We start from the raw sequence: 25,651 nt of genomic DNA, 5'->3' as shown, positions 1-25,651 counted from the left end.
TTTCCGGAATCATGTCGAGCGCACTCGCGCTTCCCGTGTCGATCTCAATTGGCTTCATGCCGTGTCATGCCCCTGAATTTCCGTCTTGAGAACCTCGGTAACCGCGTATGGTTATCGTTGGGTTAAATTAGATAGGGGTTTGCACTCAGGGCTGGCGAGGCCACGATAGGTGCGCTATCGAAATCGTCATGTTCTTCAATTTCGTCGATGAGCTTCGCGCTGCGGGCATACCCGCTAGTTTCAAAGAGCACCTCACATTGCTTGAGGCGCTCGACAAAGATGTGATCGAGCAAACGCCAGAAGCGTTTTACTACCTGTCGCGCGCCACATTCGTGAAGGACGAAGGCCTGATCGATCAGTTCGACCAGGTCTTCAACAAGGTATTCAAAGGCATTCTGTCAGACTACGGGCAAAACCCGGTCGAGATCCCGGAAGACTGGCTGAAGGCCGTAGCTGAGAAGTTCCTGTCCGAAGAGGAAATGGAAAAGATCAAGTCACTGGGCGACTGGGACGAGATCATGGACACGCTCAAGAAGCGCCTTGAAGACCAACAAAAGCGCCACGAGGGCGGTAACAAATGGATCGGCACCGGCGGCACATCCCCGTTTGGACATTCCGGCTACAACCCGGAAGGCGTGCGTATTGGCGGCGAAAGCAAGCACAAGCGTGCAGTGAAGGTGTGGGAAAAGCGCGAGTTCAGGAACTTGGACAACACCAAGGAGCTTGGAACGCGCAACATCAAGATGGCGCTGCGCCGCTTGCGCCGTTTTGCGAGGGAAGGTGCGCAGGACCAGCTTGATCTGGACGCGACAATCGATGGCACGGCCAAGCAGGGCTGGCTCGATATCCATATGCGCGCCGAGCGCCGCAATGCGGTGAAGCTACTCTTGTTCCTTGACGTAGGCGGTTCGATGGATCCGTTTATCAAGCTCTGTGAAGAGCTGTTCAGTGCGGCGACTAGCGAGTTTAAAAATCTGGAGTTCTTCTACTTCCACAACTGCCTTTATGAAGGTGTGTGGAAGGACAACAAGCGTCGCTGGCAGGAACGGACCAAGACCTGGGATGTGCTGCACAAATACGGACATGACTACAAGGTCGTGTTCGTCGGTGACGCCGCGATGAGCCCTTATGAAATCACTCATCCGGGCGGCAGTGTAGAACATATGAACGAAGAAGCCGGTGCGATTTGGATGCAACGTGTCACGAACACCTATCCAGCGACTGTGTGGCTCAATCCGGTGCCGGAGAAGCAATGGGGCTATTCACAAAGCACCAAGATGCTGAAGCAACTGGTCAATGACCGGATGTATGGGCTGACATTGGATGGCCTGGATGAAGCCATGCGCGAACTCAGCCGAAAGCAAGGGCATTGACCTTCAGATCGGAATATCAGGCATTTGCCGTAATTATCGCTTGTTCCCGTCACCAACTAAGGCGTAGGTGTCTAGCGTCACTTTCGTGCAAGCTAGAGGGGCATGTGGTCGCAAGCCAACCTTAAGGGTCACAAAACCTAAAAGGGGGAATGACCAATGAAACGCATTATACTGAGCAGCATCGCAACTGCATCTTTAGCCTTTACCGCAGCACCTGTAACTGCACAGGATGAACCGGAAGAGGCGCGCACAACCTACACCGTCGAGTTCTTGCGTTTTGAGCCGGACAAGGCGGAAACATGGACGGAAATGCGCGAAAAATACTGGGTCCCTGCGGCCAAAGCGGCAGGCCTACCCGTACCCACAGTTCATTGGATGATGGATGGGGAATGGGATCTGATGGTGATTCGTGAGATTCCACGCGGCATGGCGTCTTTCGACAGGCACGGGTCTCCTGAGGGGGAGCGCTGGAATGAAGAGTTTCTGAAGCTGGTCGGCGGTGAATAAGCTGCTGCAGCCCTTCGCGAGAAAAACGGCCAACTGATCGAAGCCTCGGCAAGCTACTTCACACACACTCATCCTGACTAAGCGAAAGCCAGTCGGACAGTTTGAATCGATTACAAGGGCGTCATGTCATTCTGGGTGTGGCGCCCTTGCTAGGTCTGAAATCGTTCAGCCGCCGGCATCTGTATTGCTAATAAATCAGCAAATCCCGCACATCGGCGATCCACGCCGCTTCGTCATTGCTCGCTAGCGCATCCAGATCGGCAACCCTGGCGGCAGGATCATCGACCCATTCGCGCAGCGCCGGCCCACCATTGATCACATCAATCGCGAGCACATTGTCCGTGTACTCGTATTTGAAGTCGGACCCGCGCCACAATTGATAGCCCGGATACACGTTACGGATCGCCTTGAACGCGAGCGCCTGCAACCTCCATGGTTTGAAGGCATGATGATCATAAAACGGCCCTTCTGCGTGGATCATCAATGCGTTACACAGCTTACCTGCATGTTTGTGAAAAGTAGGTTCGAACCAACATTCACGGATCGCGCAGCCTTCGATCCAATCAGGCGCTAGCCTCCACATTTCGGCCAAGACAGCCTTTGTGTCGATGTCAGGCGCACCGAACAATACCTCCAGCGGGCGAGTAGTGCCCCTGCCCTCGCTCACCGTCGCGCCTTCGATCATCACCGTTCCGGCATAGGCGCGCGCCATGTTTACATTGGCGGCATTGGGTGAGGGATTGATCCATATGCGTGTCAAAGGCCAGCCATGGCCTGGACCGTCAGGCTCCCAACCCTGCATCTCGATCACGCGATAATCTACGTTAAGGTCAAAATGGCGGATGAACCAATGCCCCATTTCTCCCAGCGTCAGCCCGTGCCGCATCGGCATTGGAGCGGCCCCGACAAAGCTTTCATTGCCCGGAATCAGCAAACTTCCTTCCACGGGCCGGCCTGCCGGATTTGGCCTGTCTAGTACCCATACGGTCTTTCCAAATTTCGCGGCTTCTTCAAGTAGGTAGAGCAGAGTGGTGACAAATGTGTAGATGCGGCAGCCGAGATCCTGCAGATCGAACAGAAACACATCCGCACTCGACATCATCTGACACGTTGGCCGACGCACTTCGCCGTAAAGCGAGAATACGGGAATGCCGTATTGCGGATCGTTTTCATCCGCTGTTTCGACCATATTGTCTTGCTTGTCGCCTTTCAGCCCATGTTGCGGGCCAAATGCGCTGGCGACGTTGACCCCGGCGGCGATCAGCGCGTCCAGACTATGCGTCAGGTCTCTGGTCACTGATGCGGGATGAGCGACCAAAGCCACGCGCTTGCCATCGAGCTCACGGAGAAGCACTGGATCGCCAAGCAGCCGGTCGATACCGAATTGCACGCTCATTCTCCTCGCTCCACCCGCAATTGGCGGCAAACCTCGCTGTGGAATTCCGGCTTTCCATCGGGGAATGCCAATGCCCAGAACTGGATATTGCCCTCAAGGTCCTCGACAATTGCATTGAGCGCCACTTGCGCAGGGTCCCCTAGCTCGGACGCAATGCCCGCGCGCAGCAGCAGACCATCGGCGGAATGGGTACAAGCGACCGCAATTGCCTCAACTGGCCCATCACGTGAATTGAGGCGGAAATCGTCAAAATCATAACACGCCCATTTCGATGAAGGTGAAAGATTGAATTCGCGGTACCACTGGCCACCGTTTGGCTGCCAGAAGATCTCGAAACAGGTGGTCTTCCATAGGAAATCCTCGCGCAAGGGTGTCGCTTGCGTCGGAATCTTTATTGCGCCGATGTCTCCTTGAAGGCGAAACTCGGCCGTACAACCCCCTGCCGTTGGTGAGAGGCTGGCCGTTACCGATGTAATCGGCCCAGGCTTGCAATCGGGATGAAGAACTAGCTTATGCATGGCTTTCAGCCCTATGTCTGTGCGAACAGGCAAGCAAGAGGCTTACCTTCCGCAAAATGCATTGCTAGAGGCCTCTCCACAATGAGCACATACAAATCCGATCTTCTGCGCGTCCTCGATGAACGCGGTTATATCCACCAAACAACTGATGCAGAGGGTTTGGATAAGCTTGCCTGTGACAGAGTGATCCCGGGCTACATCGGCTTTGACGCGACTGCACCCTCGTTGCATATTGGCAGCCTGGTGCAGATCATGATGCTGCGCCGCTTGCAGCAGGCGGGGCACAAGCCGATTGTCGTGATGGGCGGCGGGACGACCAAGATCGGTGACCCGTCTGGCAAGGATGAGAGCCGCAGGCTGCTGACCGCTGAACTGATCGATGAGAATATCGCGGGCATCCGCACGGTATTTGAGCGGCTTTTAACCTTCGGCGATGGTACGACCGATGCGATCATGGTCAATAACGATGAATGGCTGAGCACGCTTGGCTATATCGAATTGCTGCGCGATGTTGGCCCGCATTTCACAATCAACCGCATGCTGACCTTTGATTCAGTCAAGCTGCGGCTTGAGCGAGAGCAGCCGCTCACCTTCTTGGAATTCAACTACATGATCCTGCAGGCCTATGACTTTCTCGAGCTGGCACGCCGCTATGGCTGCCGCTTGCAGATGGGCGGCAGCGACCAGTGGGGCAACATCGTCAACGGTATGGAGCTTTCACGACGCAAGGATGGGCGCGAGCTCTACGGTTTGACTACCCCGCTGCTGACCACTGCCGATGGCGCGAAAATGGGCAAGACCGCAGCGGGTGCTGTTTGGCTGAACGAAGCCCAGCTGCCCGGATACGATTTCTGGCAATACTGGCGCAATTGCGATGACCGCGACGTCGGGCGTTTCCTTCGCCTGTTCACCGATTTGCCGCTGGATGAGATTGCCCGGCTCGAAGCGCTAGAGGGTGCAGAGATCAACGATGCCAAAGTCGTGCTGGCCAATGAGGTGACCAAATTGGTCCGCGGCGAAGATGCGGCAAGAGCGGCGGAGGCCACCGCGACGCAGACTTTTGCTGGCGACGGAACCGGCGATGACCTGCCCAGCGTGGCAGTCGGCGACGAAGGTATGCGCATAGGCGCATTATTGACTGAGATCGGGTTCACAGCTTCGAATGGCGAAGCGAAACGCAAGATTGCCGAAGGCGCGGTGCGACTTGATGGATTGCCCATTATCGACCCTTCAACCTTGGTCGAGGTCGGTGAAGGTGATCAACGCAAGCTGAGCCTTGGAAAAAAGAAGCACGGCATCGTGACACGTTAACCGCACTTAATATCTGTATCATAAAGTCGTTTGCTCAGACCGGCACGAAGAGCCTGGCTCAATTGTCGTTTTGATCCAACCGGTCCTTACCAAATATCAGCCTTTAGCGCGCATACCGCATCCTCAGAACGATAACTGGAGGTTGTGTTGTGAGTGCCGGAGCAAATCTGAGCGTTACTGATCTACGTCGCGCTGCGCGTCACCCGGTTGATTTCCCGGTGATTGCAGAACACCGCCGTCTCGGTGATATCGAACTGCACGTGGCCAATCTGTCAGCCCACGGTTTCATGGTCGATGACGCTGAGAGCCTTCAACGTGGAGACCGGGTTATCATCCGTCTGCCAGTTGTCGGACGCATCGAAGCCTATGTGATCTGGACCCGCGACGAGCGAGCCGGCTTCCAATTCGAACGCATTTTGCGCCTGGACGATTTCCTCGCCATCATCGACGAGCTTCAGCCAAACCCGCGTTTGCGCAAACTGCGCTGAATAATCGCAACTCCGATAAGATAAATTTTTGATATCTTGGCACAGGGCATTGGCCCTGCCATGGCGGTTGGGTGAATAACGCAGCCTCCCCCTCTCCGGATGACTTGAGCGAGCCTTCGCACCCGTTCCGTGTCGCTAACTTCCGTTACTATTGGGTCAGTCGTCTCAGTATGACACTGGCGCAATATGCCATGCTGCTGATCATCGGTTGGCAGACCTACAATATCGCGCGTGATGACGGGATGGGCATCGCCGAAGCATCTGGCCAACTGGCGCTGATCGGCCTGCTTCAGTTTCTGCCCCTGTTTATCCTGACCCCGTTTAGCGGGCTCGCAGCAGACCGGTTTGACAGGCGTAAACTGGGCCGGCTCACCGTGCTGCTTCAGCTAGCATGTGCGTTGGTTCTGGCATGGTTCAGTTGGACCGAAGAGATTACGATCCCGATCCTGTTCAGTGTGGCTGTGCTGTTGGGAATTGCGCGCGGCTTTGCTGGCCCTGCGCTCTCCGCACTGTCTCCAAACCTGGTGCCCAGAGCTATACTTCCCACCGCAATCGCGCTTTCCTCTATCTCTTGGCAAGTCGGCATGATCGTCGGGCCAGCGTTGGGCGGCGTGCTCTACCGGATCGCGCCCGCACTACCCTATGCCGGTGCCGCAATTCTTTTTGCTATTTCAGCTATTGCACTGACTTTGATCGGTAAGGTTCCGCAGCCAGCCACGCGCAAGGATCAGCGGCCAATTGGTGCGATCGTTGACGGCTTGGCCTATGTCGTGCGCAACAAGATGGTTCTTGGTGCAATAACACTCGATCTTTTCGCGGTGTTTCTGGCTGGAGCGACTGCGCTTTTCCCGGTCTATGCGCGTGATATCCTGCAAGTAGGTGAGATAGGATTGTCCATGCTTGCTGCCGCACCTGCTACTGGTGCAGCGCTCACCGCTCTATTTTTCAGCTTCCGTCCCTTGGAAAGCAATGTTGGCCCGAAGATGCTCTTGGCCGTGGCGATCTTTGGCGTTGCGACAATTGTCTTCGGTCTATCAACCAGCATGCCGCTGAGCCTTGCGATGCTCTTCATTGTCGGCGCGGCGGACATGTTCAGCGTCTACATACGCCAGTCGCTCATCCAGCTGCACACACCCGATGACAAGCGCGGGCGCGTATCATCGGTCAGCCTGCTGACCATCAGTGCTTCCAATGAAGGGGGGGATGCTTTTTCAGGTGCCCTCGCCTTCGTTATTGGCCCGGTTGCGGCAGTGGTGGTTGGCGGTGTCGGTGCGCTTGTAACCGTTGGGCTTTGGAGCCGAATATTCCCTGTATTGCGCACGACAAAGACCTTCGATCCGCCAGAAGACGTGCTACAAGCAGGTCGACGAAATTAATCTCAGGAGGCCTGACATGAAAGCCGCAAACATCCTCGAAACGATTGGCAACACCGCACATATCCGGCTGTCGCGTATGTTCCCTGACCATGAAGTGTGGATCAAGAGCGAGCGATCCAATCCGGGCGGATCAATCAAGGACCGGATTGCACTGGCGATGGTGGAAGATGCCGAACAATCGGGCGCTTTGAAGCCGGGTGGCACCATCATTGAACCGACAAGCGGCAACACGGGCATCGGCCTGGCTATGGTGGCGGCTGTAAAAGGCTATAGGCTGGTTTTGGTCATGCCGGAGAGCATGTCGCTTGAACGTCGGCGTTTGATGCTGGCTTACGGTGCATCCTTCGATCTGACCCCGAAAGAAAAAGGGATGAAAGGCGCGATCGAACGCGCGCACGAATTGGTCGAGAGCACCGAGAACTCGTGGATGCCCAGCCAGTTTGACAATCCCGCGAATGTCGCTGTTCATGTGAAGACCACCGCGAAAGAAATTCTGGCGGATTTTGCCGAAACACCGATTGATGTGATGATCACGGGTGTGGGCACCGGCGGGCACCTGACAGGGTCTGCAGAGGAGTTGAAGCGTCATTGGCCGGACATGAAGGCCTATGCCGTGGAACCGACGCTTTCGCCGGTGATCAGCGGCGGACAGCCAGGCCCTCACCCGATCCAGGGTATCGGCGCCGGCTTCATTCCCGGCAATTTGCACACACAAGCTATCGACGGCGCGATCCAGGTTGATCCCGAAGACGCAAAGGAAATGGCGCGCCGCGCAGCAAGCGAGGAAGGCATGCTGATCGGTATCTCGTCCGGCGCAACTCTGGCAGCGATTGCGCAGAAACTCAGCGATTTACCTGCTGGATCGCGCGTACTCGGCTTCAACTACGACACAGGCGAGCGGTATCTCTCAGTGCCGGATTTCCTGCCAGTCGAATAAGCGAAAGAACAGGCCACAATACAAAAGGCCCGAAGGATTGTTCCTTCGGGCCTTTTTTGTTTCCGAATTCAGATCGGTTTAGGCTGCCGTGGCAAAGGCCTCTTCACCCAGCGCCATCATGCTCTCGCTACCTGCTTCGATCTTGCGGCGAAACGCACCGGCATCCGGCAAATACCGTTCAGCGTAATAACGCGCGCTGGTAAGCTTTGCTTCGTAATAGGCCTTGTCCTCGGTATCCGCGGCCAAAGCCTGCTTCGCAGCCTTTGCCATGCGCAGCCACATCCAGCCAAGCGTAACAATGCCCATAATGTGCATGTAGTGATGCGCGCCCGCGCCGAGGTGGTTCGGGTTCTGCATCGCATTGTTCATGAACCACATGGTGGCCGCTTGCTGCTGCCCGAGAGCTTTCTCCAGCATTTCGGCGATGTCTTTCAGCGCTTCGTCTTCCTTGGCTGAAGCGATGTCTTCACCAACGATCTTGAAGAAGGCCTGGATTGCGGCGCCACCTTTGCTCGCGAGCTTGCGCCCGCAAAGGTCCATCGCCTGCACGCCGTTGGTGCCTTCGTAGATTTGCGCAATGCGCGCATCGCGAACGAACTGGCTCATGCCCCATTCTTCTACATAACCATGGCCGCCGAAGACCTGCTGCATGTTGGTGGCAATGTCATAGCCCTTGTCAGTGCCATATCCCTTGATCACCGGGGTCAAGAGACCAATCAAAGCGTCCGCCTGGTCGCGTTCTTCCTCAGTCTGCGCCTTGTGAGTCAGGTCGACCTGCAATGCGCCCCAAAGGCACAATGCCCGCATGCCTTCTGTGAAGACCTTCGCGTCCATCAGCATCCGGCGAACGTCAGGGTGAACGAAAATCGGATCTGCTTTTTCTTCTGGCTCCGCTGGACCGGTAAGCGCGCGGCCCTGTCGGCGATCGAGCGCATAGGCAACTGCATTCTGATATGCCGCCTCAGCCTGTGCGAGGCCTTGAATGCCAACGCCAAGACGCGCGGCATTCATCATCACGAACATGGCCGCCAGCCCCTTGTTCTCCTCGCCAACCATCCAGCCTTTCGCACCGTCATAATTGAGCAGGCAGGTAGCGTTTCCGTGGATGCCCATCTTGTGCTCGATTGAACCACACGAAACCGCATTGCGGTCGCCTAGCGAGCCGTCATCATTGACCAGCACCTTTGGCACCACGAACAGGGATATGCCTTTGGAGCTATCCGGTGCGCCTGGTGTCTTGGCGAGTACCAGGTGAATGATGTTTTCAGTCAGGTCGTGCTCGCCTGCCGAGATGAAGATCTTCGTTCCGGTAATCGAATAGCTGCCGTCTGCCTGTGGCTCTGCCTTGGTGCGGATCATCCCCAAATCCGTGCCGCAATGCGGCTCAGTCAGATTCATAGTGCCAAGCCATTCGCCCGAGATCATTTTCGAGACGTATTTCTCTTTCTGCTCTTCAGTCCCCGAAGCGATCAGCGCCGCCACGGCTCCAGTGGTCAAACCCGGATACATACCGAATGCCTGATTGGCTGATGCAACGAATTCCTCAATCACGAACCCCAAAACGTGCGGCATGCCCTGTCCGCCGAATTCTTCAGGCGCAGAGATCGTACCCCAACCTGCTTCACGATATTGCTTGAAGGCTTCCTTGAAGCCATCTGGTGTTGTCACGCTGCCGTCATCGTGGCGCGTGCAGCCTTGCTGGTCGCCAATCTGGTTGATCGGGGCCAAAACCTCGGAGCAGAACTTGCCGGCTTCGTCCACAACCGCTTCGACCATGTCGGGCGTTGCCATTTCAAAGCCTGGCAGATTACCGAAGGATCCCAGCTCCAACATTTCGTTGATTACGAAACGGGTGTCACGGGTGGGGGCGTTGTAGGTGGGCATCTGTGTGTCCTTGCTGCAATAGGGTTGCGACTATAGGAAAAAGCTCACTTGTTGAGGTTGAGCGTTTCGATCTGTTTGATGAATTCGCTGAGCTCTTTGATCGAGGAATCAATGTCTGCGCGCTGGCGCTTCAGCTTTGCAACATGCGCCTTGCATTTTTCGATTGTAACGCGGCGCTGTTCAACACGGCCATCATCGAGATCGTAAAGGTCGATCATTTCACGGATTTCGACGAGGCTAAAGCCGACATTCTTTGCCCGCATGATCCACGCCAGACGAGCCCGATCGCGCTTCGAATATACGCGCGTCAATCCGACCCTTGCGGGCGAGATCAATCCTTCGTCCTCATAAAAGCGCAGCGCGCGGGCGGTGCACTCAAATTCCGTTGTCAGATCGGAGATTGAGTATTGCTGGCGTGCGAGTTTATCGGGTCGGTCGATATGGGCCCCGGCATGCTTGCCGTCTTGAGCTATTTGATTCGATTTTGCTGGTGCTGTTGCCATACCACTGGCTATAGCTTACCTTTACGTTAGCGTCAAGTCTTGACCCTTACGAGAGTGCCGTCACTGACAATCCGATAAAAGCACGAATGCTCTCCGGTATGACACGCAGGACCGGCTGGATCGACGTAAAGAAGCAGCGCATCCTGGTCGCAATCAGTACGCATTTCAGTGACGCTCAAGTTATTGCCCGAGGTCCCGCCCTTCATCCAAAGCTCTTGCCGCGAGCGTGACCAGAAATGCGCTATCCCACTACTCTGCGTTTGAGCAATGGCATCTGCATTCATATGTGCCACCATCAGAACATCCTTGGTCGAATTCTCGATCACAACCGCGGTAACAAGCCCGGCCATGTCGAACTTAGGCCGGAACTCTAATGACAGTTCGGGTGATTCAGATCCGCCATTGTGATCAGTCAAAATATCTTCCTTCGATGAACGGGTGGTGGCTTACGATGGGTTGTTGCAGGATAACCACATTGCCGCTCCAAAATCTATTGGCAAGCGACTTCACACTTTGAGTTTTGACGCTGCAGTGAGACGTAGCGTCGTCGGGCTTAGGCTCGACCACCGGACAAAGGTGCAAAATGCGCCGGGTTCAGGGGGCAGTCGGAATGCAGCACTCCTTTTGGAAGAGCTCTTTCGGCAAGAACGATGAGGGATAGGACCCGAACAACCAAAAAGGGGGTGGTTGTTCAAGCTTCTATGAAGAGGGTTTGTTTAATTTCGTCACGTGGCGCCCGGGGCCTTTTCGGCCTCGGGCGTTATGTTTTCAGACCTTGGGGTATCGCGGCATGATCGCCATGCAGAGCACCCGACATCACCCTTGCAAAACACGCGATGGAGACGGACCGCGCTCCGCTTTTCAGAAGTACGCGCGTGCACACATCACTGGTTGCTCCGCTGGTCAGCACATCATCGACCAATATGATATCCTGACCAGATAGCATTGTTGCCCGACGCGGGTTCAATCGAATCGCACCTGAAAGGGTTTTCTCGCTTTGTTTAGGAAGCATTCCGCCAAGCATTGGCGTATTCCTGATTCGGTATAGCCCGTCGACAAGTGCTTTCCCTTTTCCCAACATCTCCAGTTCTAGCGCGAGAAGCGCGGATTGATTGTATCCCCGCCGCCATAGCCTCCACCTGTGCAGTGGCACCGGCACCAGCAAGGGAGGTGGCACCACACCATCCGTTTGTGGAATCTTGGACCCGATCATTTCTGCGAGCTGCCGCGCCAATCCGATCTTTCTGCCATGTTTGAAAGAGAGGATCAGCTTGCGCGACGCGTCATTGTAAATCGTTCCTGCGTAAATCCCGGAGTGCTTCGGCATACGCTCGAGGCAAACGGCACATTGTGCGCCATCGGGATTGGTCATGTCGCTTGGAAAAGGCCTGGAGCAAGTCGCGCAAGCAGGATCACCGGGAATAACAAGCCCACTCCAACATGGTGCGCAAAGCCCGTCTTGATTGGCTGTCGCATTTCCGCAGATCGGGCAGCGCGGCGGGTAAACTAGATCAATCAACGGCGCGAAGGCTTGCGCGGCCTGCGCAAGAACTCTTCCGCCCGATCTGCTGCTGGTCATGCGGCCCTCTTGCGTTGGCAATGTAAGCACGGCAGTGATCGCATGATGTCGCAAACACAGGTACCTACTATATTCTCAAGAGCGCGCCGGGAGCAGCGAGAGCAACGGGCGTCAGTCCGCATCGGCACAAGCTGGCTCTATGACGCTATGCAGGAAGATATCGGTGAGCGGCTCGACTTCATGCGGCACGAGGCAAAGAGTGCCCTTCTGGTGGGGCACGAAACTTCCTTGCTTGAGACAGCACTTGCGGCCTCAGCATCGAATATCTGTTCAGCCCGCACTCTTGATGAAGAAGAGCCACTGCCATTCTCCGAGCTTAATCTGCTTGTCAGCCTCGCCCGGCTAGATAGCGTCAACGATCTGCCGGGCGCGCTTATCCATGCGCGCAATGCACTGGCTCACGGAGGGCTGATGATCGCGCAGATTATCGGGGCTGGTAGTTTAACATCGCTTCGGGAGATCATGTTGGCTGCGGACGGCGATCGGCCAGCGGCGCGCATTCACCCACAGATTGATGATCGCGCGGGGACTGCTCTGCTCCAACGCGCCGGGTTCTCAAAACAAGTGGTCGATACACACAAACTTACGGTGCGCTATAAATCAGTGACGACGTTGATTGATGATCTTCGCGATCAGGCGCTGACTTCAGTGCTGGTATCACCGGCCCCGTATTTGGGAAAGTCGGGTCTGGCCCGCGCGCAGGCCAAGTTCGATGAGCTGCGCGAGGACGACGGGAAAGTTTCCGAAACCTTCCAGATCCTGACGCTGACCGGTTGGCGCTACGCCTTCAGTGATGATTGCGCCGCCGCCAGTCGCGCGATCGGCACGCGGTATGGCGATGCGCTGACATAATCCAGGCCAACGCTCTCGTAGAAGGCGATGCTGGCAGGATCACCGCCATGCTCGCCGCAGATGCCTAGCTTGATATCAGGGCGCGTTGCCCTGCCGCGCTCTGCCGCGAGTTCGACCAGTTGCCCGACACCTTCGATATCCAGACTCACAAACGGGTCACGCGGGAAAATGCCCTTCTCAACATAAGGCGCCAGGAAACGTGCACTGTCGTCGCGCGATACACCAAGCGTGGTTTGCGTAAGGTCGTTCGTGCCGAAGCTGAAGAATGCACCTTCTTCCGCGATCTCTCCGGCCATCAAGGCCGCGCGTGGCAGCTCAATCATGGTGCCTACTAGATAGTCGACCGCAATACCCTGCGCCGCGAACACCTCAGCCGCGGCTTTGTCGACCAAGGCTTTGAGAATCTCCAGCTCCCGCTTGGTCGCAATCAGCGGGATCATGACTTCCGGAATCGGGGCTTCGCCCGATGTCTTTGCCACCTCACACGCGGCTTCAAAGATCGCCCGCGCCTGCATCTCGTAGATTTCAGGGAAGGTGATCCCAAGGCGGCAACCGCGGTGGCCCAGCATCGGGTTGAATTCGTGCAACTCTCCCGCGCGGCGCTTTAGGTGATCCACGCCAAGGCCGGTTGCATCCGCGAGATCGGCAAAGTCTGCATCCTCGTGCGGCAGAAATTCGTGCAGAGGCGGATCAAGCAAACGGATGGTGCATGGCAAGCCGACCATCACTTCGAAAATGGCCTTAAAGTCTGCGCGCTGTTCCGGCAGCAGTTTCTCGAGTGCAGCACGCCGTGTTTTCTCGTCTTCTGCAAGGATCATCTGACGCACTGCCCGGATCCGGCTCGCGTCGAAAAACATATGTTCTGTGCGGCAAAGCCCGATGCCTTCAGCACCAAATTGCCGCGCCATCTTGCAGTCTGCGGGCGTTTCGGCATTGGTTCGCACACGCATGCGGCGGTGTTTGTCCGCCCATTCCATCAAAACACCAAAGTCGCCGGCCAGTTCTGGCTCGATGGTGCGAACCTCACCGGCCATGATCTGGCCATTCGCGCCGTCTATGGTGATGGTATCACCCTCTTTCAGCTCACGATTGCCGATGCGCAAAGTCTTGCTCGCGCGGTCGATCGAAACGGTCGACGCGCCCGAAACACAGGGCCGCCCCATACCGCGCGCAACCACGGCTGCATGTGACGTCATGCCGCCACGCGCTGTCAGAATGCCTTGCGCGGCGTGCATTCCGTGGATGTCCTCTGGCGAGGTTTCTAACCGGACCAAGATCACTTTCTCGCCGCGACCGGACCACTGTTCCGCGGTGTCTGCATCCAGCACGATCTTGCCTGAAGCTGCGCCTGGTGAGGCGGGCAAACCGGTACCCAGAATATCGCGGTGCGCCTTGGGATCAAGCGTGGGGTGCAGCAACTGATCCAACGCCATCGGATCGACGCGCAGGATCGCGGTTTTCTCGTCGATCAGGCCTTCACCAACCATATCGACCGCCATCTTCAGGGCAGCCTTGGCAGTGCGCTTGCCCGATCGTGTCTGCAGCATCCACAGCGTGCCCTGTTGCACGGTGAATTCGATGTCCTGCATGTCCTTGTAGTGATGTTCCAGCAGGTCAAACACGCGGGCTAGCTCGCCGTAAGCCTCTGGCATCGCCTCTTCCATACTCAGCGGTTTGGCATTCGCTTTCTCGCGCGCAGCTTTCGTCAGATATTGCGGCGTGCGGATGCCAGCCACCACGTCTTCACCCTGCGCATTGATGAGATATTCGCCATAGTACGCACGCTCGCCTGTTGCCGGATCGCGCGTGAAGGCAACGCCAGTGGCCGATGTGGCGCCCATATTGCCGAACACCATGGCCTGCACATTGACGGCGGTCCCCCAGTCGGCAGGAATATCGTTCAACCGGCGGTAAACCTTGGCGCGGTCGCTATCCCAGCTGTCAAACACTGCCTGGATCGCGCCCCACAGCTGCTCGGTCACGTCTTGCGGGAACGGATGGCCTAGCTCTTTTTCGGCGATGGTTTTGTATTCGGCGACCAGTTCCTTCCAGTCGCGCGCCTCCATCTCGGTATCGGCGTAGAGGCCCTTCTCGTCTTTCGCGATCTCCAGCGCTTCCTCGAACAATCCGTGATCTAGGCCGAGCACAACGTCCGCATACATCTGGATGAACCGGCGATAGCTGTCCCACGCGAAGCGTGCATCGCCCGATGCACTGGCGAGGCCAGCAACGGTATCATCGTTGAGGCCGAGATTCAGGACGGTGTCCATCATGCCCGGCATGGAAACGCGCGCGCCCGATCGGACCGAAACGAGCAGCGGGTCACTCGCATCACCAAAGCTTTTACCAACGGTCGCTTCGATATGCTTCAGCGCGCCTGCAACTTGCGCGCGTAATTCTTCCCCGAATTCCGCACCTTCTTGCAGATACTTCACACATTCTTCAGTGGTGATGGTGAAGCCCGGAGGGACCGGCAGGCCGATGCTCGCCATCTCTGCCAGATTGGCGCCCTTCCCGCCGGTAACGGTCTTGTCCTTTTGGCGTTCATCCGAGTGATCTGCCGATCCGCCGAAAGTGTAAACCGTTTGAACCATCAACCTTCAATCCTTGAGAAATCTGCTACTTGATGCACTGCATCGTGGAAGCGCGATAGCAGCGTCAGGCGCGCTGCGCGAACATGCTTTTCTTCAGCGTTGACAATCACGTCTTCAAAGAAGTGGTCAATTGGCGCGCGCAGACTGGCGAGAGCAGACATGGCAGCAGCAAAGTCTTCTTCGGCAATCGCTGCGACTACCTTGGGTTCCGCAGCCTGAAGCGCATCGATCAGAGCCTTCTCGGCGTCTTCAGGCGCATGCGAAGGCTCGGTCGGCTCGAATTCCTCTTTCTTGAGGATATTCGCGGCACGCTTGTAGCCTGCTAGGAGGTTTGCGCCATCTTCGGTGTCTAAGAACACTTGAAGCGCTTTGGCGCGACGAACAACGCGATCCATTCGAACGTCTTCCCGGAAGTTCCAGCGGTCTGAAGCGTCAATTCGATCGTGCTTAATACCCTGCTCTTTTAACTGAACCTTGAGACGATCAAGTAAGAAGACCGGTATCGCCGTTAGAATGCTTCGACGCGCAATATCCTGCTCAGAAAGATGCTGCGTCGGATCAGCCTGTCCGAGCCACTTCTCGATTACAAAGTCTGTTTGGACCCTAATGTCATTTTCTAGAAGCAACCGAAGGATTCCCAGTGCCGCGCGCCGAAGGGCAAATGGGTCCTTCGACCCGGTCGGGAATTCCATGATATCAAAGAATGCGATGAGCGTATCAAGCTTATCCGCCAAACTCACCGCCACGGTCACCGGCTCGGTTGGCACTTCATCACCCTGCCCCACCGGCTTGTAGTGATCGCGGATTGCGTCGGAAACTTCCTGACGCAAGCCTTCCTTCTCGGCGTAATATCCGCCCATCAGGCCTTGTAGCTCGGGGAACTCGCCGACCATTTCAGTGACGAGATCGGCCTTGCACAGGCGCGCGGCCCGTTCGGCCAAATCGGGATTGGCTTTGACGATCCCTTCCTCGCACAGCCAGCGGGAAAGCTTCGCCACACGCTCGACCTTGTCGGCAACGGTGCCGAGCTTCTCGTGGAAGGTAATCCGCTCCAGCTTTTTTGCGTGATCTTCAAGGAAAGTCTTCTGGTCCAATTCCCAGAAGAACCGCGCGTCGGAAAGCCTTGCGGCAAGGACTTTGCGGTTTCCGTCGACCACAACCGCCGGATCGTCGGCTTCGATATTCGCAGTGCAAATGAACGCATTGGCCAGTTTGCCATTCGCATCCTCGCACACGAAATACTTCTGGTTCACCCGCGCAGTCAGCTGGATCACTTCGGGCGGAACGTCGAGATAACTCTCGTCGAAACGGCCGAGCAGCGGCACCGGCCATTCGGTCAGGCCGGCATTCTCGATCACAAGACCTTCATCTTCGACTAGATTCAGGCCCGCATCTTCCGCTGCCTTTTTCGCACCCGCGCGCACAGCATCCTGCCGCTCTTCATGATCAACGATCACATGACATGCGCGCAGCTTCTCGACGTAGTCATCAGCCGAACTGATGGTGATTTCACCTTGGTGATGGAACCGGTGGCCAACCGTAGCATAGCCGCTTGTGATGCTGTCTACGCCGCATTCGATCAGATCTTCGCCCAATATCGCCACAATGCCAGACAATGGACGCACCCAGCGCGGGCTTTCCGTGCTGATCGAGGCATCGCCCCAGCGCATCGACTTGGGCCAGGCGAAATCGCGGATGATCGCAGGGATAGCCTCAGCGAGCAGATCCTTCACTGCCCTGCCCGGCTTTTCGATCACGGCAAAATAGGTATTGCGCCCTTTGACCTCGCGCACTTCCAGCTGATCACGCGTCACGCCGTTCTTGCGGCAGAAACCCTCGATTGCTTGATCGGGCGCGCCTTCGGGCGGCCCCTTGGCTTCTTCGCGAACCGCCTCGGTCTCGGTCGGTAAATCGCGCGCGATCAGCGCCAGCCTGCGCGGGGTCGAGTAAACGGTCAGATCACCGACCGAAACACCCGCCGCATCCATCTCGCGACGGAACAGTTTCTCCAGTTCAGCGCGCGCACCAGCCTGCATCCGCGCGGGGATTTCTTCGGATAGCAGTTCCAGGAGGAAGTCGCTCATTTCGACCACTCCGGATATTTCTCCGCCCAGCCCGCGGCTTCTTTTTCCATATGCGCTTCGCAGCTTCCTCGCGCCAGATCACGTACGCGGCCCATATAGCTCGCGCGTTCCTGAACGCTGATTACGCCGCGCGCCTGCAGCAGGTTGAAGATGTGGCTCGCCTCGACTGCCTGTTCATAGGCCGCGATCGGGACATTGGCCGAAAGTGCGTTCTTGCACTCCGCCTCTGCCTTGTTGAACAGGTCAAACAGCGCGTCTGTGTCAGCAACCTCGAAGTTCCACTTCGACATCTGTTTCTCGTTTTCGAGAAACACCTCGCCGTAGCTTACACCGCGACCGTTGAAGTCGAGGTCGTACACATTGTCGACGCCCTGGATATACATCGCCAGCCGCTCTAGGCCGTAAGTTAGCTCGCCAGCAACGGGTTTGCAGTCAAACCCGCCCATCTGCTGGAAATAAGTGAATTGCGTGACTTCCATTCCGTCACACCACACTTCCCAGCCCAGGCCCCATGCACCCAAGGTGGGGCTTTCCCAGTCATCCTCGACAAATCGGATATCGTGCTTAAGCGGATCGATCCCGATGACCGAAAGGCTATCGAGATACCATTGCTGGATATCCGGCGGGCTTGGCTTCAGGATCACCTGATACTGATAGTAATGCTGCAGGCGATTGGGGTTCTCGCCATAGCGCCCGTCAGTCGGGCGGCGGCATGGCTGAACGAAAGCCGCGTTCCAAGGCTCCGGCCCTAGCGCGCGCAGCGTGGTGGCGGTGTGGAACGTGCCAGCGCCCATGCGCATGTCGTAAGGTTGCAGCACCAGACACCCCTTTGCGCTCCAGAAATCATGGAGCGCAAGGATCATGTCCTGAAAAGACCGCTTTGGATCGCGTTTTGGCGGGTCGAAACTCATAGCGCAGGCCAATGGCTCAACCCCCTGCCCTCGTCAATGCTGCGATGCAGCGTTGGCGCGCGTAAGCACGATTTTCCCAAGATACACAGCAAGACTTCATTGCGTGTTAAGGGCAGGTGCGGATACGGTCGATTTCAACATTAGCGAGACAGGACTAACCCGAAGATGCGCATCAGGATCACCACAGCACTAACCGTGTCTGCTTTGCTACTGGCCGGGCCAGCCCTGGCACAAGATGAGATTGCTCCTGAGGTAACAGAAGAAACCGCGGCAGAAACGGGATCCCCCGCGCTTTGGAAAGTCGCAGACGAAGACACCACGATCTATCTCTTTGGAACCGTCCACGCGCTACCTGACGACGTCGAATGGTCGACACCGATGCTGGAGAACGCGCTTGCCGAATCCGATAGCATCGTGACCGAAATCAAGATGGGCCCTGAAATCGGGCAAGAAATGCAAACTCTTGTGATGACCAAGGGGGTCCTACCGAAAGGTACCACGTTACGCAGCTTGCTGTCAGCGGAACAAAAGGCTTCATACGAAGAAGCGATGGGCAAACTTTCTGTCCCGCCAGCGGCGTTTGACCAGTTCGAGCCATGGTATGCTGGTATGATGATGAGCATGTTGCCCTTGCTGCAGCAAGGCTATTCGCCGGATGCTGGCGTTGAGAAAGTGCTGCTCACAAAGGCCGGCGAAAAAGACCAGCAAGCACTTGAGACCATCGAATTCCAGATCAGCGTGTTCGATGAACTGCCCCAAGAATCGCAGATTGGATTCCTGATCGACGCCGCAAATGGGATCGACGAGATCAAGCCCATGCTGGACAAGATGGTCGCAGAGTGGGTCGAAGGTGACGCTGATGCCCTGGCAAACCTGATGAACGAGGGCCTGACCGATCCCGCGGTCGCTGAGAGCCTCCTCTACATGCGCAATCGCAATTGGGCCGACTGGATTGACACGCGTTTAGACACCCCTGGCACTGTCTTCATCGCCGTGGGTGCGGGCCACCTCGCGGGTGACAAGAGCGTTCAAGACTATCTGGCAGAACGCGAGATCGAAACAATCCGCGTTCAATGATCGCAAGGTTCGCTTTCTTGCTGGCGGGTGCCTTGGTGCTAGCCGGCTGCGAAGCTGGCGGTGAAACGGTCGAAAACGACCAGCTCACGCCGTCTCCGATCTTGTACGAGATCGCGGACGCGAAAGGCGAGCCTCAGGGCTGGCTGTTTGGCACTATTCATGCGCTGCCCGACGGGGTCGAATGGCGAACCGCTGATCTCGAAAGGGTTATCGATCAGGCACAGCTACTTGTCGTTGAAGTTGGCGATTTGTCTGACACACGCTCGATCAACAGCACATTCACCACTCTTGCCACGACCCCCGGTCAACCCGACATACGGACCCGGGTCGATGCCGAAGACCGTCAGCAACTCGATGAAATGATGGCAAAGGGACATTTTTCATCGCGCGATTTTGCAAATGTGGAAACCTGGGCGGCAGCCCTTATGCTCGCGCGGGTTTCCAACACCGGCTCCCCGCGTAACGGAGCGGACAAAGCACTTCTGCTTGAGTTCCCCGACCATCGGGTGCGCGAGCTCGAAGGCACACTCACCCAAATGCGCATCTTTGATGATCTGGCACCGCAGGATCAAACAGATTTGCTGAACGGAATTATAGCCGAGTACCGCTCGCTTGGCGACAATCCGGAGCGATTACGGAAGGCATGGCTCAGCGGTGACGAGGAAGGGCTGATCAACGCAACCCAATCGGGCATTATGGCTGATCCCGAACTCTATGAGGCCCTACTAGCCGGCCGTAACCGTGCCTGGATGAAAGAAATTGACGACCTACTGGCTGATGGGCCCAATCCTCTCATCGCTGTGGGCGCTGCCCACCTGGTTGGCCCAGACGGGCTGACGACCCTGATTGAACAGCGCGGATACACCCTCACCCGCCTGCAATAGCGCTTGCCATTCATCTGCACCCCCTCTAAAGGCCCGCGCTTCGGCGTCATGGTCATCCCTGGAGGTGTGGCGCGCGAAGTAACCAAATAAGCATTTCGAAAGGTAAGCGACATGAGCGACGCTCTGACACTTCCGGCCGAGACGCGCGAACGGGCTGGCAAGGGAGCCTCCCGTGCACTGCGTCGCGAAGGCCGAGTACCCGCTGTAATTTATGGCGGCAAAGAAGCACCAACGACAATCCATCTGGAAGAAAAAGAACTGGTCAAGCAACTCGGGACCGGTCACTTCATGAACTCGATCGTTGAGATCAAGCTAGGTAGCGAAATCATTCGCACTCTTCCCAAGGACGTATCGCTCCATCCGGTCACAGATCGTCCGGAACATGTCGACTTCCTCCGCATGACCAAAGGTGGCAAGATCGGCGTGTCTGTCCCTGTTGTCTTCATCAATGAAGACGCATCACCAGGTCTCAAGAAGGGTGGAGTTCTCAACGTAGTCCGTCACGAGCTGGAACTGGTCTGCGAAAACGACAAGATTCCGGGCGAGATCGAGATCGATGTCACTGGCAAGGAAGTGGGCGATTCGATCCACATCAGTGAGTTGACGTTGCCAGAGGGCAGCGAGAGCGCCATCACCGATCGTGACTTCACCATCGCAACGCTGGTTGCTCCGTCCGCACTTAAGAAGAGCGAAGATGAGGCGGCAGCAGGCGATGAAGATGCAGGCGAAGCAGCGGAAGCTGAAAGCGGCGATGACGCAGCTGACAGCGAAGAAGGCGGCGACGAGTAACTCGCTTCCAACCGCTTTCTCATTGAGAAATCACCAAGGCGCCGGGCTTCGAAAGAAGTCCGGTGTTTTGTTTTTTGCCTCCGCTCGCTAGGGGATCTGCATGCAAATTTGGGCTGGCCTTGGTAATCCTGGACCGTGTTACGCGATGAACCGGCACAATGTCGGTTTCATGGTGTGTGACGTCTTGGCTGAAATGCACCCGTTCGGCCCGGTGCAGAAGAAATTTCAAGGATGGGTGCGGGAAGGCCGGATCGGCCCCGAAAAAGTGCTTTTGCTGAAACCTGCGACTTTCATGAACGAAAGCGGGCGTTCCATTGGCGAAGCGCTGCGTTATTACAAGCTTAGTCCGCAAGACCTGACCGTATTTTATGACGAGCTTGATCTCGAACCGTTCAAGATCAAGGTAAAGCGCGGCGGTGGGGCTGCTGGACACAACGGAATACGTTCTACAATTCAGCACATAAGCGAGGATTTTCGCCGCGTTCGCATCGGTATAGGTCACCCTGGACATAAGGAACGCGTCACTGGCCATGTGCTGGGTAACTATGGCAAAACGGAACAAGATGATTTGGTTCAGATGCTGGGGGCGATCGGAAGCGAAGCCGAATTGCTGGCGAAGGGAGATGATGCCCGGTTCATGAGCGACTACGCGTTGCGCATAAATGGCTGATACAATGCAAAGAGTGATAGTCATTGGGCCATGCGGGGCTGGCGAGAGCACGGCGTCACATCGGATCGCGACAGCTCTAGGCCTGCCAATCTACCACCTGGACAAGCTCCATTAGAGTGCCGGGTGGGTGGAAGGCTCGAAAGATGAATTGCGAGCAGCTCTGGCGCCGATTGTCGCGAGCGATTGTTGGCTAATCGATGGCAACTATGGCAGCACAATGGAGGCGCGCCTTAAGCGCGCTGATACGGTTGTCTACCTCGACTACCCAATCACCCTTTCCCTTTGGCGAGCAGCCAAACGAGTGTGGTTTTACCGCGGGCGATCTCGACCGGACATGGCAGAAGATTGCCCTGAAAGGTTCAGTTTCGAGTTCTTCTGGTACATTGCGAATTGGAACCGCCGCGCGCGACCAAGAACCGAAAACTTGCTCAAGGGATCTGAAGCACGCATCCTGCGTTTCAAGAAACCACAGCAACTCGATCGCTGGTTGTCGAACCTGGAGAGTAGATCATGAGCAGTATTTCCCGTCGCGACCTTCTTGCTGGTGGCGCAGCAGTTGGAACTTTTGCAGCCACCGCCAGCTTCGCGCAGACAGATCAGATTGCGGTCAAGCACGACATGCGCGGCAAAAGCATCCTTATCACCGGTTGTTCTTCCGGCTTCGGACGGTTGATGGCTGAAGATTTCGCGCGCAAGGGTGCCAAGGTTTTCGCGACCATGCGCAATTTGCCGCGCCCGGAAGCAGGCGAGCTTGAGGCGCTGGCAAACACGGAAAACCTTGATCTGCATGTGATCGAGATTGACGTGCAGTCCGATGAACAAGTCACCGCTGGTGTTGCCAAAGCGGAAGAGATTACAGGCGGCGCGATAGACATTCTGATCAACAATGCTGGGATCGGTTATGCTGGCCCGATCGAGTTGCAGGATATGATCGCAACGCAGCTGATCTTCGATACCAATGTCTATGGCCCTCACCGTATGTCGCGCGCTGTCCTTCCCGCGATGCGCCGCGCCAAGAACGGCTTGATCTTCAACATCTCCTCTCAGCTAGGGCGCGTAATCGTTCCATCAGCGGGGCATTACTCGCCAACAAAGTTCGCGTTGGAGGCGATGAGCGAAGCAATGGCTTATGAGCTTGTCCCGCACGGCGTAGAAGTGTGCGTGATCGAGCCGGGCGGCTATCCGACCAAGGTCTGGGTCAATCGCAACAAGCTGGCAAGTGAACTTAAGGAACGCCTCAATTTTGACGAACGCGCCGCCTATCCGCAATTGGTTGCACGCATGGGGCGGGAAGATGGCACTCGCCGCACTGCGGACCCGATGGATGTGCCAAATGCTATCGCCGAAATCATTTCCATGCCGCCCGGCACGCGCCCGCTGCGAAAGGCGGTTCATCCTGGCAGCAAACCGCAGATTGCGATCAATGATCTAACTGCGAAGGTTCAGGTCGATTGGCTGGGTGAGACCGCCTTCGGCCCTTGGATCAAGGACGTTCACAACGTCTGACCTGATCAGATCGGGCTGCCTGGTGGTAGATCAGGCAACATGCTCTTATTGCTGATCGCCGCATCCAGCGCCTGACGGTCTGACAGAAGCGCGCCCAGCCCGCGCGCCCAGTCTCCGTCAGCACCCTTGGCACGGCTGCGGCTGAGTTCCGCCGCCCAGGTCGCAATGCGCCCGTCCATCTGCATCCCAATCGATTGCGAGAGCGCGCTTTCACGCGATGCTTTGGCCATGGACAGCGCTATCGTGGTCGCGATCCTGCGGCCCAGCGCTCCCTTTCTGGCGGAATCATTGGCATGCCCGATCAGTCGGTCAAGCACACGTTCGACATCGGGCGCGGCAATCCCGTCTGCCTGCTGAATGTCGAGCCGGTTGAGCCGGTCTGGCGCAAGCAAATTGTCCAGAACCGCGACGGCACCGATTTCGGCAGCGCGCATAGGATCGAAAACCGATCCACCAGCCATTGGCAAGATCTCGATTGTCGTCGAGTAATCGTAATCGGTGCGCGGGCCGTATGACAGCGCATGCCATAGTTGCCGGGGTATGCTCAGCGTTTCGACTGACAGGGCACGCATGAGCGCATCCAGCGCGGCATCCTGCTGGTGAGCCGGAACCTTTGAGACTGCGACATCGTCTCCGTTCAGTCCGATGGGAGTATAGACCCCGCCAAGCAGCTTTGCGCTCGCCTCTGTCTGGTAGCGATGAAGCAGCCAGATTGGCACGAACGCCCGGCGTAGGCTCGCCAGATCCTGACCCGCAGGGATCGCATCAATATTGAAGCGTTCAAGCGCCGCTTCGCGCACATCCAGCACCCGGTGCAGTTCGGCCGCAGGCTCCAACCCGTCATCCCACAACCCGCCATATGGATTGGCCGCGCCGGTTCCATCAGTGTCGGCATTGGACGCAAAGCGTAACCCCCTCGCTTGCGCTTCCTGCACCATGGCGCGGGCCTCTTCATCTGTCTTGGCAGCATAGAGGTATTTGATCGCGAACTTGTCCCACTCGCCCACGCCTACGCCATATGCATTGGCAATGGACAACTTGCCTTCAACCAGCTCCACCCGTGGCGCAGGGTAATCCATGACCGAGTATCGATCCTGCGTGCTGGCCGCAAAATTATGCGCCAAGCCTAGAGTATGACCGACTTCATGCGCGCCCAATTGGCGAATGCGCGCCAACGCAACCGGAACAGGATCGTTGGGATCGCCAGTGTCCGTCAGCCCCGCCCCCATCAGCGCCTGGAAGATCATGATATCCTGCCGCACGCGCAGCGAGCCGAGCATTACGCTGCCCTTCAGGATCTCTCCGGTACGCGGGTCGACTATGCTCGGGCCATAAGACCAGCCCCTGGTTGCTCGATTGACCCAATTGACGGCATTGTAGCGCATGTCGAGCGGATCGACGTTTGCTGGAAGAACTTCAACGCGGAAAGCATCGATAAAGCCCGCTTCGTCAAACGCCTCTGCCCACCAACCAACACCATCAATCAGCGCTTGGCGCACGGGCTCTGGCGCGGCCCCATCAACGTAATAGACAATCGGCTCTTTCACCGGACCGCGCTCGGCCGCCGGATCGACTTTCTCCAAGCGGTACCGTTCGGCCAGATTGACCAGCATGGATTTGCCCAGAGGCGCAGAAAAGTCATAGGTTTGCGTGCTGAACGCAAAGCCATAGGGATCGGTGCGCCGCGGCATCGGATCATCCGGCAGTTCGACAAGCGAATGGCGCACCCATAGCGAGATGTCGCTGCCATTTGGCGACACATTGCGCAGCGATGGATCAGGCTTCTTGGAGGTGAAACTGAGCAGCGCGGAAAACTCCACGTTCTCGGGAAAGGCCTTCACCTTTGCCGGGTCCGCAAGGGAGTAATCCCCTTGCAGAGTGTACCCGTCTCCCAGTTGTTGCGCGAAGCCGAAGTGATCCTTGGCTAAGAAAGGCGCGAAGTCAAAACTGAAGCTGCCATCTTCGGACGTTTCCTTGATATCGCCAACCCACATGGTCGCATTTGAGAAGCTGTTCGCGATGGAGTCCTGTTGCGCCTTCGAACCATTGGGCGCGATGAACTTGGTATTCTCAAGCTCTGCCACAACCTTCTTGCCAAGACGGCGGAACCGCAGGATCCCTGTGCGCAAAGGTGCGCCGCGATCTACACCAGTCGCGGCTGATCCCACGCCTGTTTCTATCTGCGCAACATAAAGATATCGTCCTGCTATGCCGGCATCGTCGGGGGCTGACATTTTTACCATGATCGTGCCCGTTTCGGTATCGGCAGCAACCGGCAGCAAAGTGTCTTGAGCAGCTAGCGGTCCGAACGGCATGGCGCTCGCTAACGCAGCAGCAAGGATGAGTTTACGCATTGTCTATCCCCTGTTGTTGCACAAAGAGTTAGCAGCTTCACACAATCTGTCGAGCATC

General features: G+C 56.7%; 22 protein-coding genes and 1 pseudogene. 12 read left to right on the top strand and 11 right to left on the bottom strand.

Features of this window, described 5'->3' with window-relative positions:
• The first annotated feature begins 188 nt into the window (after positions 1-188).
• Positions 189-1,373: a VWA domain-containing protein gene (locus tag QZ487_RS10760; protein WP_285975228.1), complete on the top strand. Its 1,185-nt coding sequence runs from the start codon at positions 189-191 to the stop codon at positions 1,371-1,373.
• 156 nt (positions 1,374-1,529) lie between these two features.
• Positions 1,530-1,880, top strand: a complete 351-nt coding sequence (locus tag QZ487_RS10755; RefSeq protein WP_285975229.1) for a hypothetical protein — start codon at positions 1,530-1,532, stop codon at positions 1,878-1,880.
• 187 nt (positions 1,881-2,067) lie between these two features.
• On the opposite strand, the gene QZ487_RS10750 is transcribed toward QZ487_RS10755, so the two are convergent.
• Together QZ487_RS10750 and QZ487_RS10745 are read right to left on the bottom strand one after the other, a co-directional pair.
• On the bottom strand, positions 2,068-3,270 hold the full coding sequence (locus tag QZ487_RS10750) for a DUF1343 domain-containing protein (RefSeq protein ID WP_296025340.1): 1,203 nt from the start codon (positions 3,268-3,270) through the stop codon (positions 2,068-2,070).
• A 2-nt stretch (positions 3,271-3,272) separates the two neighbouring features.
• A complete protein-coding gene (locus tag QZ487_RS10745; RefSeq protein ID WP_285975230.1) occupies positions 3,273-3,794 on the bottom strand; it encodes a hypothetical protein in 522 nt (173 codons plus the stop codon).
• 81 nt (positions 3,795-3,875) lie between these two features.
• Here QZ487_RS10745 and tyrS point away from each other — a divergent pair, with 81 nt between their 5' ends.
• The 4 genes from tyrS (at position 3,876) to cysK (ending at position 7,906) form a co-directional block, all read left to right on the top strand.
• Positions 3,876-5,105: a tyrosine--tRNA ligase gene (gene tyrS / locus QZ487_RS10740; protein ID WP_285975231.1), complete on the top strand. Its 1,230-nt coding sequence runs from the start codon at positions 3,876-3,878 to the stop codon at positions 5,103-5,105.
• 149 nt (positions 5,106-5,254) lie between these two features.
• Entirely contained in the window at positions 5,255-5,593 is a 339-nt protein-coding gene (locus QZ487_RS10735) for a PilZ domain-containing protein (RefSeq protein ID WP_285975232.1), read from the top strand.
• Positions 5,594-5,664: 71 nt separating this feature from the next.
• The gene (locus QZ487_RS10730; RefSeq protein WP_296025040.1) at positions 5,665-6,969 is read left to right on the top strand and encodes an MFS transporter; all 1,305 of its coding nucleotides are present in this window, start codon (positions 5,665-5,667) and stop codon (positions 6,967-6,969) included.
• A gap of 16 nt (positions 6,970-6,985) precedes the next feature.
• Positions 6,986-7,906, top strand: a complete 921-nt coding sequence (gene cysK, locus QZ487_RS10725; protein WP_296025037.1) for a cysteine synthase A — start codon at positions 6,986-6,988, stop codon at positions 7,904-7,906.
• Between the two features lie 78 nt (positions 7,907-7,984).
• Here cysK and QZ487_RS10720 read toward each other — a convergent pair whose 3' ends face one another.
• From QZ487_RS10720 to QZ487_RS10700, 5 genes and pseudogenes are all read right to left on the bottom strand, one after another.
• A complete protein-coding gene (locus tag QZ487_RS10720; protein ID WP_296025034.1) occupies positions 7,985-9,790 on the bottom strand; it encodes an acyl-CoA dehydrogenase C-terminal domain-containing protein in 1,806 nt (601 codons plus the stop codon).
• A gap of 44 nt (positions 9,791-9,834) precedes the next feature.
• The gene (locus QZ487_RS10715; protein WP_285975236.1) at positions 9,835-10,293 is read right to left on the bottom strand and encodes a MerR family DNA-binding transcriptional regulator; all 459 of its coding nucleotides are present in this window, start codon (positions 10,291-10,293) and stop codon (positions 9,835-9,837) included.
• A 32-nt stretch (positions 10,294-10,325) separates the two neighbouring features.
• Entirely contained in the window at positions 10,326-10,709 is a 384-nt protein-coding gene (gene hisI, locus QZ487_RS10710) for a phosphoribosyl-AMP cyclohydrolase (RefSeq protein ID WP_285975237.1), read from the bottom strand.
• 344 nt (positions 10,710-11,053) lie between these two features.
• On the bottom strand, positions 11,054-11,665 hold the full coding sequence (locus QZ487_RS10705) for a ComF family protein (protein ID WP_296025338.1): 612 nt from the start codon (positions 11,663-11,665) through the stop codon (positions 11,054-11,056).
• Positions 11,666-11,689: 24 nt separating this feature from the next.
• A pseudogene (locus tag QZ487_RS10700) lies at positions 11,690-11,872 on the bottom strand (double zinc ribbon domain-containing protein); the annotation flags it as partial.
• A gap of 42 nt (positions 11,873-11,914) precedes the next feature.
• Here QZ487_RS10700 and QZ487_RS10695 point away from each other — a divergent pair.
• The gene (locus tag QZ487_RS10695; RefSeq protein WP_285975238.1) at positions 11,915-12,724 is read left to right on the top strand and encodes a methyltransferase; all 810 of its coding nucleotides are present in this window, start codon (positions 11,915-11,917) and stop codon (positions 12,722-12,724) included.
• On the opposite strand, the gene ppdK is transcribed toward QZ487_RS10695, so the two are convergent.
• The 3 genes from ppdK to QZ487_RS10680 are packed head-to-tail and all read right to left on the bottom strand — an operon-like array spanning position 12,652 to position 18,313.
• Positions 12,652-15,318, bottom strand: a complete 2,667-nt coding sequence (ppdK, locus tag QZ487_RS10690; RefSeq protein ID WP_296025029.1) for a pyruvate, phosphate dikinase — start codon at positions 15,316-15,318, stop codon at positions 12,652-12,654. The genes QZ487_RS10695 and ppdK overlap by 73 nt on opposite strands.
• Positions 15,318-17,402: a glycine--tRNA ligase subunit beta gene (gene glyS / locus QZ487_RS10685; RefSeq protein ID WP_285975240.1), complete on the bottom strand. Its 2,085-nt coding sequence runs from the start codon at positions 17,400-17,402 to the stop codon at positions 15,318-15,320. The genes ppdK and glyS overlap by 1 nt, the downstream gene beginning before the upstream one ends.
• Positions 17,399-18,313 carry a glycine--tRNA ligase subunit alpha gene (locus QZ487_RS10680; RefSeq protein ID WP_296025024.1) on the bottom strand — a complete coding sequence of 305 codons (915 nt, stop codon included), beginning with the start codon at positions 18,311-18,313 and terminating at the stop codon, positions 17,399-17,401. The genes glyS and QZ487_RS10680 overlap by 4 nt, the downstream gene beginning before the upstream one ends.
• Before the next feature lie 165 nt (positions 18,314-18,478).
• Here QZ487_RS10680 and QZ487_RS10675 point away from each other — a divergent pair, with 165 nt between their 5' ends.
• From QZ487_RS10675 to QZ487_RS10655, 5 genes are all read left to right on the top strand, one after another.
• A complete protein-coding gene (locus tag QZ487_RS10675) occupies positions 18,479-19,390 on the top strand; it encodes a TraB/GumN family protein (RefSeq protein ID WP_296025021.1) in 912 nt (303 codons plus the stop codon).
• Positions 19,387-20,274, top strand: a complete 888-nt coding sequence (locus QZ487_RS10670) for a TraB/GumN family protein (protein WP_296025019.1) — start codon at positions 19,387-19,389, stop codon at positions 20,272-20,274. Before QZ487_RS10675 ends, QZ487_RS10670 begins: the two co-directional genes overlap by 4 nt.
• 111 nt (positions 20,275-20,385) lie before the next feature.
• Positions 20,386-21,063, top strand: coding sequence for a 50S ribosomal protein L25/general stress protein Ctc (locus tag QZ487_RS10665; protein ID WP_285975244.1), 678 nt, complete (start codon positions 20,386-20,388; stop codon positions 21,061-21,063).
• Between the two features lie 100 nt (positions 21,064-21,163).
• Positions 21,164-21,733, top strand: coding sequence for an aminoacyl-tRNA hydrolase (gene pth, locus QZ487_RS10660; protein WP_296025016.1), 570 nt, complete (start codon positions 21,164-21,166; stop codon positions 21,731-21,733).
• A gap of 510 nt (positions 21,734-22,243) precedes the next feature.
• A complete protein-coding gene (locus tag QZ487_RS10655; RefSeq protein ID WP_296025014.1) occupies positions 22,244-23,239 on the top strand; it encodes an SDR family oxidoreductase in 996 nt (331 codons plus the stop codon).
• A gap of 5 nt (positions 23,240-23,244) precedes the next feature.
• Here QZ487_RS10655 and QZ487_RS10650 read toward each other — a convergent pair whose 3' ends face one another.
• Positions 23,245-25,593, bottom strand: coding sequence for a zinc-dependent metalloprotease (locus QZ487_RS10650; RefSeq protein ID WP_296025013.1), 2,349 nt, complete (start codon positions 25,591-25,593; stop codon positions 23,245-23,247).
• Between the last annotated feature and the right edge of the window lie 58 nt (positions 25,594-25,651).

Origin of the sequence: uncultured Altererythrobacter sp., from assembly GCF_913057185.1 — a bacterium.
In the GTDB taxonomy this organism is placed as follows: domain Bacteria; phylum Pseudomonadota; class Alphaproteobacteria; order Sphingomonadales; family Sphingomonadaceae; genus Erythrobacter; species Erythrobacter rubellus.
The sequence above is the reverse complement of the archived record's forward strand: the minus strand, read 5'-3'. Positions and strand labels throughout refer to the sequence as shown.